Here is a 16,770-nt window from a genome sequence, read left to right as displayed (position 1 = left end):
GGCGCACTCCGGAGTCAGCGACGCGACGCGAGGCCGGCGAGCAGCTCCAACACGCACAGCGCCGCCAGGCGCACGGTGCGGGCATCGTCGGCGTCGGCGGTCGCATCGACCTCGGCGAGGTCGGCACTCACCACACGGGAGTCCGAGGCCACGGCACGCGCGAGCGCCCGAAGCTCCCAGGCCTGCAGTCCGCCGGGAACGCTCGCGGGGCAGCCGGGCGCCACCGAGCGGTCGCACACGTCGACGTCGATGTCGAGGTGGATCCGCGGATCGGCTCCTGCTCCTGCGACGTCCAGGGCCTCAGCGATCACGTCGTCGATGCCGCGGCGGCGGAGCTCGTCGAGGGTGATCACGCGAATGCCCCAGTCGGCTGCGCGCCGGGCGTAGGCGGCGGAGTTCGCGAAGTCGGCGATGCCGATCTGCACGATCCGTGTCGGGTCGATCCGGGTGGTGTCGACCGGCGACGCGGCGGGGATGTCTTCCACGAGGCGCCGCACCGGCGTGCCGTTGGAGACGCCGTCGCGCAGGTCGAAGTGCGCGTCGAACGTGATCAGTCCGGTGGCCTCGGCCCCGAGCGCCGTCGGATAGGTGAGCGAGTTGTCGCCGCCGAGCGCGATGACGAGCTTCGCGGCCGCGGCGAGTTCGCGCACGCGGGAGATGACCCGCGCCTCGCCGGCGGAACCGTCGGGGTCGGCGACATCACCGGCGTCGGCGATGCGCAGCACCTCGTCGAGCTCGATCGCGGGCGGACCCATCAGCGTCGTCCCGTAGCGGGGGAGGGCCTCGCGGATCGCGGCCGGCGTCGCGTGCGCTCCCGTCGGTGACAGCGAGGTGCGCCAGGTCGGCACTCCGAGCACGACGGCGTCGGCGGTGCCGTCGAATGCGGGCCAGGATCCGGCACGCGGCCAGAGCGGGTCGTTGCTGAGCTGTGCGGTGTGGGGGCTCATGATCAGACTCCGGGGATCAGGGCGTGGGCGATGGAGAAGATGACGAGACCTGCCAGCGCGCCGACGAACGTGCCGTTCAGTCGGATGTACTGCAGGTCGCGGCCGACCATCAGCTCGATCTTCTCGGTCGTCTCGGCCGGGTCCCAGCGCTCGACGGTGTCGGTGATGATCGAGGCGATGTCGTGCCGGTAGCGGTCGACGAGGAATACAGCCGCGTCCGACACCCAGGTGTCGACGCGGTGCTGCAGCGCGGTGTCGGTCGTGAGGCGTTCTCCGACCTCCTGCAGGGCCTGCACCGCGCGGCGGCGCAGACCGCTCTCCGGATCGGCGAGGGCGGTGAGCAGACCGTTCTTCGCGGTGTTCCACGCCTCGGCGGCCAGGGCGCCCACACGCGGGCTGTCGAAGAGCGAGGCCTTGGCGTTCTCGAGCTTCGCGCGGGTCGCCGGGTCGTTCTGCAGACTGTCCGCCAGACGCGCCAGATACCCGTCGACGGCGATGCGGGCCGGGTGATGCGGGTCGGCCTGCACGGCATGCACGAACTTGACGGCCTCGTGGTAGACCGTGTCGTCGACGAAGCGATGAGCCAGCTTCGGCACCCACCCTGGCAGGCGACGGGAGACGAGTCCGCTGAACGATTCGGCATTCGCGTCGAGCCAGCGCGCGATGCTGTCGGCGGCCAGGTCGACGGCGCCGTGATGGGCGTCGGCCTCGACGATCTTCTCGAGCCAGGCTCCCGCGGGCGGACCCCACTCGGGGTCGACCAGGTGCTCACGGGCAAGGTCGGTGATGAGGTCTCGCACATCGTCATCGCTCAGCGCGTTGAGCACGGCCGTGGCGATGGTCGCGCCCTCGGCGCCCACTCGCTCGGCGTGCGGGGCCTCGCGCAGCCATTCGCCCGCGCGGAGCGCGATCCGCGTGCTCGACAACTTGGTGCGCACCACGTCGGCGGCGAGGAAGTTCGTCTCCACGAACTCGCCGAGCGTGCGGCCGATCTCGTCTTTGCGGTTGGGGATGATCGCGGTGTGCGGGATCGGGAGGCCGAGCGGACGGCGGAACAGTGCGGTGACGGCGAACCAGTCCGCGAGCGCACCCACCATGCCGCCCTCGGCCGCAGCGCGCACATAGGCGAGCCCCTCGAACCGCTGCTGGAACGCGAAGGCGAACACGAAGACGACGGCCATGAACACCAGAGCTCCGAGGGCGACGGCCTTCATTCTTCGGAGCGCGCGCAGGCGCTCCTGGTCGGAGGGGGACAGCATCGCCATCGGTGTTCGCGGCATGACGTCATCCTTTCACGCCGTCGTCGTCGCGGTGCCGACGGCGCGGGTGCGGTGTCTCGGTGCTCAGACAGCCGTCCGCCTCGACGGACGAGTACCCTCAAGGGGTGATCGAAGACATCAAGAAGCGTGCTCTGCACCGCACCAGCATCCTCGAGGGCCAGATGCGCGGCGTCGCGCGGATGATCGAGAACGAGGAGTACTGCATGGACATCATCACGCAGTCCCGCGCCATCCAGCGCTCGCTGGAGTCGTTGAACCGCCTGCTGCTGGAGAACCACCTCCGCACACACGTCACCCACATGTTCGACGAGGGCGGCGAGGAGCGCGACAAGGCCGTCGTCGAACTCCTCAAGGCCTTCGACTTCGACCGCAAGTAGGGCGTTCCGAGCCGGGCACGACACAGCGCCCCGACCGAGTCGTCGAGGCGCTGCGCGGTGATTCACCTGCCGCTGTCGTCGAAGACCTCGCCCTCCATGGCGTCGTAGCCCTCGGCCTGTGGGTCGCCGTGGGTGCCGCCCGAGATCGCGTACTCCTCCTCGGGGGAGAGCACCAGGCGGTGTCGGAAGAAGAGTCCGAACCCGAGCAGGATCACGACGTAGACGATCGCGATCGCGACGATCGCCGGGCCGAACGTGGGGTTGAGCAGGAACCCGACGAAGATCAGCGCGGCGATCACCAGCGCGACCGCGGCACCGGGGATGCCCCACGGGCTGCGGTACGGACGGTCGACGTTCGGGTACTTCTTGCGCAGGATCATGAACGAGACCAGCTGGAGGCCGTAGGCCAGTACGGCTCCCCACACGGCGATGTTCAGCACGATCGCACCGGCGACGGAACCCGCACCCTCGGCGTCGACGGCTGCGAGGACGTCGAGCACGATGAGGGCGACGAAGCCGATCGCCGCACCCACGACGAGGGCGACCCACGGGGTCTGGCGCTTGCCGGTCAGTGACAGGAAGCGCGGGTAGTAGCCGGCGCGCGACAGCGAGTACATGTTGCGGCCGTAGGCGAACATGATCCCCTGCAGCGAGGCGAGCAGTCCGATGAGGGCGAAGAGGGCGAGCACGGCGGCGAGCTGATCGCCCACGATCGCGCGGAAGCCGTCGAGCAGCGGCTCGCCCGCAGTGCCGGTGGCCTCGGCGCCGATCACGCCGGTGTTCAGGAACAGCACGAGCAGACCCGTGACGATGAGCGTGCCGCGAGCCCAGAATCCGGCCTTCGGGATGTCGCGGGTCGGGTTGTGCGACTCCTCGGCGGCCAGCGGCAGCTCTTCGATACCGAGGAAGAACCACATCGCGAACGGGAGAGCGAACAGGATCGGCAGCACGCCGTGCGGCAGGAACTCCGTCTGGCCGGGGTCGGGAGCGATGTCCCACAGTGCGTCCCAGCTGAAGGCGCCGGAGAAGACCGCCATCGCGGAGAAGACCAGGATGATGCCGATCGAGATGATCGAGACGACGATCGCGAAGCGGAAGGAGATCGCCGCACCCGCGGAGTTCAGAGCGATGAAGACGATGTAGAGGATGAGGTACCAGGCCCACCCCGGCAGCTCGAGGCCGAGCAGCTCACTGGTGATGCCGTTCGCATACGACGCCGAGAAGTAGACGATCACCGCCGTGGTGGCGACGTACTCGATCGTCTCGGCAGCCCCGGTCACGAGACCACCCCACGGTCCCATCGCCGATCGTGCGAAGGAGTACGCGCCACCGGTGTGCGGCATCATCGCGGCCATCTCGCCGATCGCGAAGATCATGCCGTAGTACATGAGCACGAGGATCGCGAAGGCGATCAGCATCCCGCCGAAGCCCGCGAAGTCGATGCCGAAGTTCCAGCCGGAGAAGTCGCCGGAGATGACGGCAGCGACCGCGAGGCCCCACAGGCCCCAGACGCCGGCGGATCTCTTCAGCGTCCGTTTCTCGAAGTACTCGCTCCCGGCACGTGTATAGGTCGCCCCAGCGACCTTGCGGGATTTATTGCTCTGCTCAGACATCCGCTCTCCGTTCGCATGCACACAGGCGCCGGGTGCACCTTGCGGATGATTGTGGCAGTCAATGGTGGTTTCGTCTACCTTTAAACGCGACAGTGATCTACTCTGATGGCGAAGCCGGTCGGTCGATCGCTTCACCACGACGACGGGAGCGAGAAGATGTCGGGAAACCTCAGCATCGAGCAGCTGGATGCCGGCATCGCCGCCGGTGAGATCGACACGGTGATCGTGGCCTTCGCCGATGCGCAGGGTCGGCTGGTCGGAAAGCGCGTCTCCGCGCGGCTGTTCCAGGAGGACATCCTTCATCACGGCGCCGAGGCCTGCGACTACCTGCTGTCCGTCGACGTCGACATGAACACGGTCGACGGCTACGCGATGTCGGGGTGGAACCGCGGGTACGGCGACATGGTGCTGCGCCCCGATGTCGCGACCCTGCGGCGGATGCCGTGGCTCGAGGGCAGCGTGCTGATCATGGCCGACCTGGTCTGGCAGAACGGCGAGCCCGTCGGTCCCTCGCCGCGGGCGATCCTCGACCGGCAGCGCGACCGGCTCGCAGAGCGCGGATGGACGGCCTTCTCCGGCACCGAGCTCGAATTCATCGTGTTCGAGAACACCTACCGCGACGCCTGGGCGCGCAAGTACGAGGGGCTGACACCGGCCACCGACTACAACGTCGACTACAACCTGCAGGCCTCGACCCGCATGGAACCGCTGCTGCGCGACATCCGCCTCGGCATGGACGGAGCGGGTCTCTACTGCGAAGGCGTGAAGGGCGAGTGCAACCTCGGGCAGCAGGAGATCGCGTTCCGCTACGCCGAGGTGCGCGAGACGGCCGATCAGCACGTGATCTACAAGAACGGCGCGAAGGAGATCGCCGCGCAGCACGGGCAGTCGCTCACGTTCATGGCGAAGTTCAACGAGCGCGAGGGCAACAGCTGCCACATCCACCTCTCCCTGCGCGCCGACGACGGGACGCCGGTGATGGCCGGCGACGGTGCGCACGGCTTCAGTCCCGTCATGGAGCACTGGATCGCCGGCATCCTCGCCACCCTGCGCGAGTTCACGCTGCTGTATGCGCCCAACATCAACTCGTACAAGCGCTTCGCGAAGGGCAGCTTCGCCCCGACCGGCGTGGCCTGGGGCATCGACAACCGCACCTGTGCGCTGCGCGTGATCGGCAGCGGATCGGGGCTGCGGGTCGAGAACCGGGTGCCCGGCGGCGACGTGAACCCGTACATGGGCATCTCGGCGATCATCGCCGGTGGCCTGTACGGCATCGAGAACGAGTTGGCCCTGCCCGAGCGGTTCGAGGGCAACGCCTACGAGGCGGGCGTCGACCACCTGCCGACGACCTTGCGCGAGGCCGCACAGCTGTTCAGCGCGTCGACCATCGCCAGGGAGGCCTTCGGCGATGACGTCGTGGACCACTATCTGAACCAGGCGCGCATCGAGCTGGAAGCCTACGATGCCGCCGTGACCGACTGGGAGCGCGTCCGTGGTTTCGAGCGGCTCTGACCCGGCACCCCTGATCGGGGTCACGACCTACCTGGAGCGGGCGCAGCAGGGGGTGTGGGATGTGCGGGCGGCATTCCTGCCCGAGCAGTACCTGACCGGTGTGACGGCGTCCGGCGGCATCGCGCTGCTGCTGCCCCCGCAGGACCCGGAATCGGCGGATGCGGCGATCGCCGGGATGGACGGACTGATCCTCTCCGGCGGGGCCGATGTCGCGCCCGAGCTCTACGGTGCGCAGCGGCATCCGCTGACCGACCCCGCCCGTGTCGACCGTGACGCGTGGGAGCTGGCGCTGTTCCGGGCGGCGGAGCGGCGGCGCATCCCGGTGCTCGCGATCTGCCGGGGACTGCAGCTGGTCAACGTGGCGCGCGGCGGCACTCTCCAGCAGCACCTCCCCGAGTCGCTCGGCACCGAACGGTACCGCCTCGGCGGAGGCGTGTTCGCCGAGAACGACATCGAGGTCTCGGACGAGACCGCGCTCGCCGAGGTGCTCGGCGCGGGAGATGTGCGGGTGCACAGCTACCACCATCAGGGCATCGATCGACTCGGGGAGGGGCTGGTCGCGGCCGCCCGCTCCGACGATGGACTCGTGCAGGCGTTCGTCGACACCTCGGCCGGCCGCATCGTCGGCATCCAATGGCATCCGGAGGAGAACGCCGAAGACCGGCGTCTCTTCGCAGATCTCGTCTCACAGGCGCGTGCGTTCGCCGCGCAGCGGAAGGAGGACGCCCGATGAGTGCGTTCACAGTCATCAACCCGTCGACCGGAGCCGCGATCCGCGACGTCGCACGCGCGGATGTCGGAGAGACCGATGCGGCGATCGCCCGTGCGGTCTCCGCCCAGCGCCGGTGGGCGGCACTGGCTCCGATCGCCAGAGCCGACGCGCTTCGGGCGTTCGCCCGAGCGGTCGAGGGCGCGGTCGAGGAGCTGGCCCAGCTGGAGGTGCTCAACTCCGGGCATCCGATCGGCTCCGCACGGTGGGAGGCCGGGCACGTCGCCCAGGTGCTCAACTACTATTCCGCCGACCCGGAGCGGCTGTCCGGACGACAGATCCCGGTGGCCGGCGGGCTCGATGTCACCTTCCACGACCCCTACGGCGTCGTCGGCGTCATCGTGCCCTGGAACTTCCCCATGACGATCGCCTCCTGGGCGTTCGCGCCGGCGCTCGCCGCGGGCAACGCCGTGGTGCTGAAGCCCGCCGAACTGACCCCGCTCACTGCGATCCGCCTCGGTGAGCTCGCGCTCGAGGCCGGACTCCCGGAAGGGCTGTTCGAGGTCGTCACGGGCTCGGGCTCGGTCGTCGGTCAGCGTCTGGTCGAGCACCCCGACGTGCGCAAGGTGGTCTTCACCGGCTCGACCGAGGTCGGCATCGAGGTCGCGGCCGGCTGTGCGAGAGCGCTCAAGCCGGTCACTCTCGAGCTCGGCGGCAAGAGCGCCAACATCGTCTTCGCCGATGCCGACCTCGAACGCGCGGCGGCGGGGGTCCCCGGCTCGGTGTTCGACAACGCAGGCCAGGACTGCTGCGCCCGCAGTCGCCTGCTCGTGCAGCGCTCGGTGTACGACCGCTTCCTCGAACTGCTCGAACCGGCCGTGGCCGCCTGGCGCGTGGGCGACCCCGCGCGGGAGGACACCGACATGGGGCCGCTCATCTCGGCAGGGCACCGCGACACCGTCGCCTCTTTCCTCGACGGCGCCGACATCGCGTTCCGGGGAAGCGCGCCGGACGGGGACGGGTTCTGGTTCGCTCCGGCCGTCGTGCTCGCCGACCCCGCCGACCGCATCGCCCAGCAGGAGGTGTTCGGGCCCGTCGTCGCGGTGATGCCGTTCGAGGATGAGGCCGACGCCATCCGTCTGGCCAACGACACCGCCTACGGGCTCGCCGGCTCCGTGTGGACCGAGAGCCTGGGGCGCGGTGTGCGCGTGGCACGGGGTGTGCGCAGCGGCGTGCTGTCGGTGAACTCCCACTCCTCGGTGCGGTACTCCACGCCGTTCGGCGGCATGAAGGCGTCGGGCCTGGGGCGCGAGCTCGGCCCCGACGCCGCCGAGCACTTCACCGAGACCAAGAACGTCTTCTTCGCGACCGATGAAGCCTGATCGCGTCGTCCCCTCACCCACCCGGAACGGAGAACCCACATGAGCATCGATCTGACCCAGCGACTGAAGGACCGCGTCGCCATCATCACCGGTGGCGCGAGCGGCATCGGGTTCGCCACCGCCCAGCGGTTCGCCGCGGAGGGCGCCTTCGTCGTGATCGCCGACGTCGATCCGACGACCGGAGAGGCGGCGGCCGCCGCGGTGGGCGGGGCGTTCCGTCCGGTCGACGTCGCCGACGAGGCCAAGGTCGACGCGCTGTTCGACGGCGTCGCCGAGGAGTTCGGCCGCATCGACATCGCCTTCAACAACGCGGGCATCTCGCCGGCCGACGACGACTCCATCGAGACGACCGAGCTCCCGGCCTGGGATCGGGTGCAGGACGTGAACCTCAAGAGCGTGTACCTGTGCAGCCGTGCGGCGCTGCGCCACATGGTGCCTGCGGGGCGCGGCTCCATCATCAACACCGCGTCGTTCGTCGCGCTGCTCGGATCGGCGACCTCGCAGATCAGCTACACCGCGTCGAAGGGCGGCGTGCTGGCGATGTCCCGTGAGCTCGGGGTGCAGTTCGCGCGTCAGGGGGTGCGGGTCAACGCGCTGTGCCCGGGACCGGTGAACACCCCGCTGCTGCAGGAGCTGTTCGCCAAGGATCCGGAACGTGCGCAGCGGCGCCTCGTCCACGTGCCGATGGGCCGCTTCGCCGAGCCCGCGGAACTCGCGGCGGCCGTGGCCTTCCTCGCCTCTGATGACTCGTCGTTCATCACCGCGAGCGCCTTCGTCGTCGACGGCGGGATCACGAACGCCTACGTCACCCCGCTGTGAGCGACCCTCACCTCGCTGTGACAGGGTGAAGGCATGAGCGAGCACCCCCACGACGGCGACCTCGTCGAGGTTCGCAAAGCGGTCTACCGACCGCTGCGGCGCGGCAACGCCCTCGAGGACACGGTCGCCCGCCTCGTGCAGACGATCCGGCTCGGCGTGGTCGCTCCGGGGGAGTCGCTGCCGCCGGAGCGCGAGCTCGCCGCGTCGTTCGGGGTGAGCCGGGACACCGTGCGCGAGGCGATCCGCGAACTGGCGGACACCGGCTACCTGCTGCCGCGGCGCGGGCGGTACGGGGGGACGTTCGTCGCCGACCCGCTGCCGCACCCGACCACGTCGGGGACGGTGACGCCCGAGGAGATCGACGACGTCCTCGGACTGCGCCGCGTGCTCGAGACCGGGGCCGTGCGCGCCGCGGCGAGTCGATCGCTCGACGCCTCGACCCGTGCCGACCTGTGGGCGCGACATGAAGCGGCGCTGCCGGCCGGGCCGGAGGAATACCGGCGCCTGGATACGCTGCTCCATCTGGCGATCGCCGAGGCCGCGGGCATCCCGTCGCTCGTCGCGCTCGTCGCGGAGAACAGAGCCGATGTCAACGTGTGGCTCGATACGTTCCCGCTGATGCCGCGCAACATCCAGCACTCGGGCGAGCAGCACGAGAGCATCGTCACCGCGATCCTCGCCGGGCGCCCGGATGCGGCAGAGGCGGCGATGCGCGACCACCTCGCCGGCTCCGAGGCGCTGCTGCGCGGCTTCCTCATCTGATCAGCGCTAATCGGTCGCTTTTTTGAGAGTTCGCAACGGATACAGTTGCGAACGGATCAAGAGACTTCCGATTTCGCTATACCTGGCGCCTTTCCTATGACAGACTCGCGACAAGCGAATCTCAATGGGGAGGCTCCATGCCCGACACCACCCGAACGTCGACGGCGACACCCGACGCACCCGCCACCACCGGTGCGGTCCGCATCGACGGCGTCACCAAGCGCTACGGTGCTGCCACCGCCGTCGACGACCTGAGTCTGGATGTGCAGCCGGGGGAGTTCCTCTCTCTCCTCGGGCCCTCCGGCTGCGGCAAGACGACGACTCTGCGCATGATCGCGGGCTTCGAGTTCCCGGACGCCGGCGACATCCTCATCTCCGGTCGCAGCGTCCTGAACCTCCCGCCCTATCGGCGCGAGGTCAACACCGTCTTCCAGGCGTATGCCCTCTTCCCGCATCTGACGGTCGCCGAGAACGTCGCGTACGGGCTGCAGCAGCGGCGCGTGCCGAAAGCCGAGCAGCGCGAGCGCGTGAGCGAAGCGCTCGACATGGTGCAGCTGCGGGCGTTCGCCGACCGCAAGCCGACGCAGCTCTCCGGAGGGCAGCAACAGCGCATTGCCCTGTCGCGGGCGCTCATCAACAGGCCGAGCGTCCTCCTGCTGGACGAGCCGCTGGCAGCGCTGGACCGGCAGCTGCGCGAAGAGATGCAGCTCGAGCTGAAGCTGCTGCAGGCACGGCTTGGCACGACCTTCGTGTTCGTCACGCACGATCAGGCCGAGGCGCTGTCGATGAGCGATCGGATCGCCGTGATGCGTGCGGGGCGGATCGAGCAGCTCGACGCACCGGCCGCCATCTACGCGGAGCCCGCCTCGGCGTACGTCGCCTCCTTCATCGGGCAGCAGAACTTCGTGCACGGCACGGTGCGCGCAGACGGGAACGCGGTCGACACCGCCATCGGGGCGGTCTCCGGACGGTGGAGTGGCGAGCGTGTCGCCGCAGGACAACCGGCCGTCGCCGCGATCCGGCCGGAGTACATCCGTCTGGAGCAGGGGGAGGGCGCCGGAGTCCCCGGACGCGTGCTGGGGGTCTCCCACCTCGGCGAGACCCTGCAGGTCGCGGTCCGCATCGGTGAGGACGCCACATTCCTCTCGCGTATGCCCGCCCCGACCGCCCCGTCGGTGGGGGTCGACGACGTCGTCCGCTGCGTCTGGAGCCCGGCGGATGCACGGTTGTTCGCCGCCGAGGGCATCCCGACCACCGCGACGCACGTGATCACCCTGCCCAAGGACGGCGGCCGGTGACGGGCGTGCCCCCGGTGCGCGTGCTGGCGCATCGGAGCGCTGCGCGGGTGATCCGCACGGAGCTGACCCGGCGCGGCTTCCTCGCCACCGCGATCATGGCGGGAGGGGCGGTCGTGCTCAGCGCATGCGCGCCGGGGCAGAACGCCGCGGCGGTGCACGCCAAGGGCGGCCCCCTCGAGGACAAGCTCTCCATCTACAGCTGGGGCGACTACGACGCCCCGGAGGTGCTCGAGCAGTTCACCGCGGAGAACGGCCCGCGCATCGTGCTCGACGCCTTCAACTCGAACGAGGAGCTGATCGCCAAGCTCGTCGCGGCGCGCGGCACCTCGGGATACGACATCGTCGTACCGACCGGAGTCTTCGTCGGGCCGATGGCCGAGAACGGACTCCTGCAGAAGTTCAACCTCGACCTGCTCCCGAACATGAAGCACGTGGCGCCCGAGTTCCGCGGGCGCTCGTGGGACCCCGGCAACGAGTACTCGGTGTGCAAGGCCTGGGGGACCACGGGCTTCGTCTACGACAAGAGGGTGATCTCGCGAGAGCTCACGACCTGGAACGACTTCATCGACGCCGCGCAGAACGAGGCCTCCGGTTCGACCTCGGTGCTCGACGACCCGGCGCCGCTGCTGGGCATCTACTTCTGGGCGAACGGCATCGACTGGACGACCACGGATCCCGACGACCTCGACGCCGTCGAGAAGTTCCTGGTGAAGGATCTCGCGCCGCACGTTTCGGCGTTCGATTCGTATCCCGGCGGTTCATCGATTCCCCAGGCCTCGCACGCGCTGCTGCAGTCCTACAACGGCGACGCGCGGCTCGGCATCTTCGAGTCCGACGACCCCGACCGCTGGCAGTGGGTGCTGGGGAGCCCGGCGACCGAGCTATGGATGGACAACTGGGCGATCGCCGCCGGTGCCCCGCACCCCGAGGCCGCGCACGCGTTCATCGACTTCGTGCTGCAGCCCGATGTGCAGCTCGCACAGGTGGACTACATCGGCTACGACACCGGGATCAGCGGCATCCGCGAAGAGGCGGAGGCCGCGGGTCTCGAACGGCTCGACATGGTGTTCTTCGACGAGAAGCAGGTGGAGACCATGCACGAGGGCAAGCTCACCGATGCGCAGGACCGCGTGGTCTCGATCTGGAACTCGATGAAGGCGGCCGCCGGTGCCTAAGCTCAAGTTCGGTCTCGCCATCCCCGCGTGGGCCTGGCTGCTCATCTTCTTCGTCGCCCCGATCTTCATGGTCGTGGTGTTCAGCTTCGGCTACAAGCCGAGCATCTTCGCCACGCACGCGCTGGACCACCTCTCCTTCGATCGCTACCTCGAGGCGCTCTCTCCGACGTTCTTCAGCACCTTCCTGAACACGCTGTGGATCGGCATCCTCGGCACCGTGCTGTGCCTGGTGATCGGCGGCCCCGTCGCGTACTGGATCGCGGTGAAGGCCCCGCCGTCGAAGCGCGGGCTGCTGCTCGCGCTGGTGATGGTGCCGTTCTGGACGAACTTCCTCGTGCGCACCATCGGCTGGCAGGTGATCCTCGCCCCCGAGGGGTGGCTCTCGCAGCTGCTGCAGGGCATCGGGGTCATCCCCGGCCCGCTCGATCTGCTGTACTCGCGCGGGGCCGTGCTGCTCGGCGTCGTCTACAACTATCTGCCGCTGATGATCCTGCCCCTGTTCGTGGCGTTCGACCGGGTCTCCGGCCCGCTGCGAGAGGCGAGCAAGGATCTCGGGGCGAACAGCATCACGACCTTCCTCCGGGTGACCGTGCCGCTGGCCAGGCCCGGCATCATCGCCGGTGTACTCCTCGTCTACATCCCGCTGATGGGCGACTACATCACCGCCACCGTGCTCGGAGGAGCGAAGGGCAACATGATCGGGCAGGTGGTGGCGAGTCAGTTCCAGACCGCCCAGAACTGGGCGCTGGGCTCGGCGATGGCCGTGCTGCTGATCATCGTCATCATGATCTCCATCGCGCTCGCCGCAGGTCTGCTCTGGCTCGTGACGCTGCCGCTCCGACAACGCCACCGCCTCGTCCTGGGGGAGGGATCATGACCGATACGAAGACCACCGCGCCGGCGCCGCGCGCGCGCCGCGGAGCCGGACGCTTCGTGCTCCCGATCTGGGCGGCACTGGTGTTCCTGTTCCTGTTCCTGCCGATCCTCGTGATCATCGCCTACTCGTTCAACGTCGGGCGCCTGCTGGTGTCATGGGACCACTTCGGGTTCGACTCCTTCCTCGCGATCGTGAACAAACCGGCGATCCGCGACGCCGTGCTCGTGTCGGTGCGCACCGGTCTGCTGGCCGCCCTGCTCGCGACAGCACTGGGCACCCTCGCCGGCATCGCGATGGCCCGTAACCCCGGCAAGTGGGTGTGGTGGTTCCTCGGACTCCTGCTGCTCGTGTCGGTAACCCCCGAGATCGTGGATGCCGTCGCGCTGCTGCCGTGGCTCGTCTTCCTCGGACAGGACGCGGGCATCGGCATCTTCAACGACGGCACCATGCGGCTCGTCGTCGGACAGTCGCTGTTCTCGATCGCCATCGTGTCGTACATCGTGCGGGCCCGCCTGGTGGGACTCGACGCCCGCCTGGAAGAGGCCTCGGCCGACCTCTACGCTCCGCCCGTGCGCACCTTCTTCAAGGTCACGCTCCCGCTCGCGATGCCCGCGGTGCTCGCCGGGTTCCTACTGTCGTTCACGCTGAGCCTCGACAACACGGTCGTATCGGCATTCGTGCAGGTCTCGGGAACCACGCCGTGGCCGGTGTACGTGCTCAGCGCGCTGCGCAGCGGCCTGCGTCCCGAGATCGCCGCGGTGTCGACGATCATGCTGGTGCTCACGTTGTTCGCTCTCGCGCTGGTGGCGGTGGTGCTCAAGAGAGCGGGCGACTCGGCGACCGAGATCGCCCGCACGATGGCCGGGGGATGACAGTGAAGTATGCAGATCTGGTGTTCACCGGCGGCGTGCGGGGAGGACGGGTGTTCCTCTCGGATGCCGCGCGTTCCACCGCGCGCGCCGTGGCGGTCACCGCCGGTCGCATCAGCGCGGTGGGGCACGACGTCTCGGCGCTGATCGGACCGGACACCGAGGTCGTAGACCTCGATGGCGGGCTGCTGGTTCCCGGGTTCCAGGACGCGCACGTGCATCCGGTCTGGGGTGGTCTCGACATGCTGCGCTGCGACCTGTCGGCGCTGGCGACGCGGGAGGAGTACCTGGCGCGGATCGCGGAGTACGCGGCGGAGCATCCGGACGACGAGTGGATCCTCGGCGGCGGCTGGCAGATGTCGGCGTTCCCCGGCGGCACACCGACCGCGGCCGACCTGGACTCCGTGCTGCCCGATCGCCCCGCGTTCCTGCCCAACCGCGACGGACACGGGGCCTGGGTCAATTCCCGGGCACTGGCGCTCGCCGGCATCACCCGCGACACCGCAGACCCTGCGGACGGTCGGATCGAACGCGACGCCGGCGGAGCCCCGAACGGCACGCTGCACGAAGGCGCGATGGGGCTGGTCAACAGGCTCCTCCCTGTCGAGGTGCCGGAGCGACTCGTGGAGGCGCTCCTGCAGGGGCAGCGTCACCTGCACTCGTACGGTGTCACCGCCTGGCAGGATGCGATCGTCGGCACCGAGTACGGCGACGCGGGCGACCCGCTCCCTGCGTATCTGACGGCCGCGGCCTCCGGCGCCCTCACCGGTCGCGTCGTCGGTTCCCTGTGGTGGGACCGTTCGCGCGGACTGGAGCAGATCGACGACATCGTCGCCCGCCGCGACGCCGGCACGGTCGGCCGCTTCCGGGCCCGCAGCGTGAAGATCATGCAGGACGGCGTCGCCGAGAACTTCACCGCGGCCATGCTCGAGCCCTACTGCGACGGCCATGGGCATCCACGCGAGGACTCCGGGATCTCGTTCGTCGAACCGGAGCTGCTCAAAGAGGCCGCGACCCGGCTCGATGCCCTGGGCTTCACGCTGCACTTCCACGCGATCGGCGACCGCGCCGTGCGGGAGTGCCTGGATGCGGTCGAGGCCGCGCTCGTGCACAGCGGGCCACGCGGCAACAGGCATCACATCTCCCACATCCAGGTCGTGCACCCCGACGACATCCCGCGGTTCCGGGCGCTCGACGTCACCGCCAACATGCAGATGCTGTGGGCGACGCTCGAGCCGCAGATGGTCGACCTCACCATCCCGTTCCTCGGAGAGCAGCGCAGCACCTGGCAGTATCCGTTCGGCGACCTGCTGCGCTCCGGCGCCACGCTCGCCGCGGGCAGCGACTGGTCGGTGAGCACGCCCAACCCGCTCGCCGCGATCCACGTGGCCGTCAACCGCCGCTCCGCGCCGACCGAGTGGGAGGGCGACTACGAGGCGTTCCTGCCCGAGCAGGCGATCGACCTCGCCACCGCGCTCGTCGCGTACACCGCCGGCTCCGCACGCGTGAACCATCTCGACGACACCGGCACGATCGCGGTGGGCATGCGGGCGGACCTCGCCCTGCTCGACCGGGATCCGTTCGAGCATCCGGCGGAGGAGATCGGTCTGACCGAGGTGCGCGGCACCTGGGTCGAGGGGGAGCGGGTGTTCGACTCCGCGGGATGAGCCGCAGGAGGAGCCCGCGCACACACACGAAGCCCCGGCGACCTCGCGTCGCCGGGGCTTCGTCTGTGGGTGTGCGCGTGTCAGCCGGCGGCGGCCTCGTCGGCCACGGAGAGCGCGTCGTCAAGCGCGGCGAGTCCGCGCACCAGGTCGTCCTCGCTGATCACCAGCGGCGGCGCCACGTGCATGCGGTTGAAGTGCGTGAACGGCCAGACCCCGCCCTTCTTGGCGGCCGCGGCGAAGGCTCCCATGGGGGCGGCGTCGGCACCCGAGGCGTTGAACGGCACGAGGGGCTCGTGCGTCTGCGTGTCGCGCACCAGCTCGACCGCCCAGAACAGCCCGAGGCCGCGCACGTCGCCGACGCTCGGGTGCTTCTCGGCCCAGGAGCGCACCGTCGGCTCGACGATTCGCGTGCCGAGGTCGCGCACGCGCTCCAGGATGCCGTCGCGGCGGAACACCTCGAACGTCGCCACACCCGCCGCACACGCCAGCGGGTGACCGGAGTAGGTCAGTCCGCCGGCGAACGGCATCGTGTCGAAGGCGCTCGCGATGCGGTCGGAGATCACCACGCCGCCGAGGGGCACGTATCCGGAGTTCACGCCCTTCGCGAACGTGATCAGGTCAGGGCTCGCGTCGAACGCGTCGATGCCGAACCACTCGCCCAGGCGACCGAAGCCGACCATGACCTCGTCGGCGATGTACACGATGCCGTAGCGGTCGCACAGCGCGCGCACGCCCTGCAGGTAGCCCGGCGGCGGCACGAGCACGCCGTTCGTGCCGACCACGGTCTCGATGATGATCGCCGCGATCGTCTGCGGTCCCTCGAGCTGGATCGTCTGCTCCAGATGGGCGAGCGCTCGCTCCGACTCCTGCTCCGGGGTCTCGGCGTGGAACGGCGAGCGGTACAGGTAGGGCCCGAAGAAGCGCACGGCCCCGGAATCGACGGTGTCGTTGGCCCAGCGCCGGGGGTCGCCGGTGAGCGAGATCGCGGTCGAGGTGGAGCCGTGGTAGCTGCGGTACATCGAGAGCACCTTGCGGCGGCCGGTGAACTGGCGGGCCATGCGCACTGCGTACTCGTTGGCTTCGGCGCCGCCGTTCGTGAAGAAGACCTTCTCGAGTCCTTCCGGGGCGACCTCGGCGATCAGGCGCGCGAGCTCCCCGCGCACGTCGTTCGCGATCGAGGGCTGGATCGTCGCGAGACGCCCCGCCTGCTGCTGGATCGCGGCGACCAGGTCGGGATGCTGGTGCCCGAGGTTGAGGTTCACGAGCTGGCTGGAGAAGTCGAGGTACGCGTTGCCCTGGTAGTCCCAGAACGTCGAGCCCTCGCCCGTCGCGACGGGCATCGGGTCGATCATGCCCTGCGCGCTCCAGGAGTGGAACACGTGGCCGCGGTCGTCGGCACGCACCTGAGCCTCGGCCTCGGGGGCGGGGAGCGGGTGCGAGACGCCGTGGCGGTCGGTGAAGTTCGTCATCGTGGTCGCTCCTG

General features: G+C 69.4%; 15 protein-coding genes. 11 read left to right on the top strand and 4 right to left on the bottom strand.

Going from position 1 to position 16,770, the window contains the following annotated elements:
- Positions 1-14 precede the first annotated feature (14 nt).
- Positions 15-947 carry an agmatinase family protein gene (locus ASD13_RS01620; protein WP_055865088.1) on the bottom strand — a complete coding sequence of 311 codons (933 nt, stop codon included), beginning with the start codon at positions 945-947 and terminating at the stop codon, positions 15-17.
- Positions 948-949: 2 nt separating this feature from the next.
- The gene (locus ASD13_RS01615; RefSeq protein ID WP_055865084.1) at positions 950-2,227 is read right to left on the bottom strand and encodes a DUF445 domain-containing protein; all 1,278 of its coding nucleotides are present in this window, start codon (positions 2,225-2,227) and stop codon (positions 950-952) included.
- A 104-nt stretch (positions 2,228-2,331) separates the two neighbouring features.
- On the opposite strand from ASD13_RS01615, the gene ASD13_RS01610 reads away from it, so the two are divergent.
- Positions 2,332-2,604, top strand: coding sequence for a metal-sensitive transcriptional regulator (locus ASD13_RS01610; RefSeq protein WP_017828890.1), 273 nt, complete (start codon positions 2,332-2,334; stop codon positions 2,602-2,604).
- Between the two features lie 62 nt (positions 2,605-2,666).
- On the opposite strand, the gene ASD13_RS01605 is transcribed toward ASD13_RS01610, so the two are convergent.
- A complete protein-coding gene (locus ASD13_RS01605) occupies positions 2,667-4,217 on the bottom strand; it encodes an amino acid permease (RefSeq protein ID WP_055865081.1) in 1,551 nt (516 codons plus the stop codon).
- 105 nt (positions 4,218-4,322) lie between these two features.
- Here ASD13_RS01605 and ASD13_RS01600 point away from each other — a divergent pair, with 105 nt between their 5' ends.
- The 10 genes from ASD13_RS01600 to ASD13_RS01555 all read left to right on the top strand — a co-directional run bounded on the left by ASD13_RS01600 (position 4,323) and on the right by ASD13_RS01555 (position 15,287).
- Entirely contained in the window at positions 4,323-5,729 is a 1,407-nt protein-coding gene (locus tag ASD13_RS01600) for a glutamine synthetase family protein (protein WP_055865078.1), read from the top strand.
- Positions 5,710-6,462, top strand: coding sequence for a gamma-glutamyl-gamma-aminobutyrate hydrolase family protein (locus tag ASD13_RS01595; protein ID WP_055865075.1), 753 nt, complete (start codon positions 5,710-5,712; stop codon positions 6,460-6,462). Before ASD13_RS01600 ends, ASD13_RS01595 begins: the two co-directional genes overlap by 20 nt.
- Positions 6,459-7,820 (top strand): aldehyde dehydrogenase family protein, encoded by a 1,362-nt coding sequence (locus ASD13_RS01590; RefSeq protein WP_055865072.1) that lies wholly within the window; start codon positions 6,459-6,461, stop codon positions 7,818-7,820. The genes ASD13_RS01595 and ASD13_RS01590 overlap by 4 nt, the downstream gene beginning before the upstream one ends.
- Positions 7,821-7,859: 39 nt before the next feature.
- Complete coding sequence (locus tag ASD13_RS01585; protein ID WP_055865069.1) at positions 7,860-8,639, top strand: 3-oxoacyl-ACP reductase; 780 nt, start codon at positions 7,860-7,862, stop codon at positions 8,637-8,639.
- Between the two features lie 33 nt (positions 8,640-8,672).
- Positions 8,673-9,401: a FadR/GntR family transcriptional regulator gene (locus tag ASD13_RS01580; RefSeq protein WP_055865065.1), complete on the top strand. Its 729-nt coding sequence runs from the start codon at positions 8,673-8,675 to the stop codon at positions 9,399-9,401.
- 137 nt (positions 9,402-9,538) lie between these two features.
- A complete protein-coding gene (locus ASD13_RS01575; RefSeq protein WP_055865062.1) occupies positions 9,539-10,699 on the top strand; it encodes an ABC transporter ATP-binding protein in 1,161 nt (386 codons plus the stop codon).
- Entirely contained in the window at positions 10,696-11,874 is a 1,179-nt protein-coding gene (locus ASD13_RS01570) for a polyamine ABC transporter substrate-binding protein (RefSeq protein WP_055865057.1), read from the top strand. The genes ASD13_RS01575 and ASD13_RS01570 overlap by 4 nt, the downstream gene beginning before the upstream one ends.
- A complete protein-coding gene (locus ASD13_RS01565) occupies positions 11,867-12,751 on the top strand; it encodes an ABC transporter permease (protein ID WP_055865053.1) in 885 nt (294 codons plus the stop codon). Before ASD13_RS01570 ends, ASD13_RS01565 begins: the two co-directional genes overlap by 8 nt.
- A complete protein-coding gene (locus ASD13_RS01560; protein WP_200942434.1) occupies positions 12,748-13,623 on the top strand; it encodes an ABC transporter permease in 876 nt (291 codons plus the stop codon). The genes ASD13_RS01565 and ASD13_RS01560 overlap by 4 nt, the downstream gene beginning before the upstream one ends.
- Positions 13,624-13,625: 2 nt before the next feature.
- A complete protein-coding gene (locus tag ASD13_RS01555; protein ID WP_442922311.1) occupies positions 13,626-15,287 on the top strand; it encodes an amidohydrolase in 1,662 nt (553 codons plus the stop codon).
- An 80-nt stretch (positions 15,288-15,367) separates the two neighbouring features.
- Here the strand turns inward: ASD13_RS01555 and ASD13_RS01550 are convergent, their stop codons facing one another.
- Complete coding sequence (locus ASD13_RS01550) at positions 15,368-16,756, bottom strand: aspartate aminotransferase family protein (protein WP_055865046.1); 1,389 nt, start codon at positions 16,754-16,756, stop codon at positions 15,368-15,370.
- Positions 16,757-16,770: the final 14 nt, after the last annotated feature.

This window comes from Microbacterium sp. Root1433D1 (genome assembly GCF_001426835.1).
GTDB classification, from domain to species: domain Bacteria; phylum Actinomycetota; class Actinomycetes; order Actinomycetales; family Microbacteriaceae; genus Microbacterium; species Microbacterium maritypicum.
Note: the sequence above shows the minus strand (reverse complement) of the source record. Positions and strands in the feature narration are given on the sequence as shown.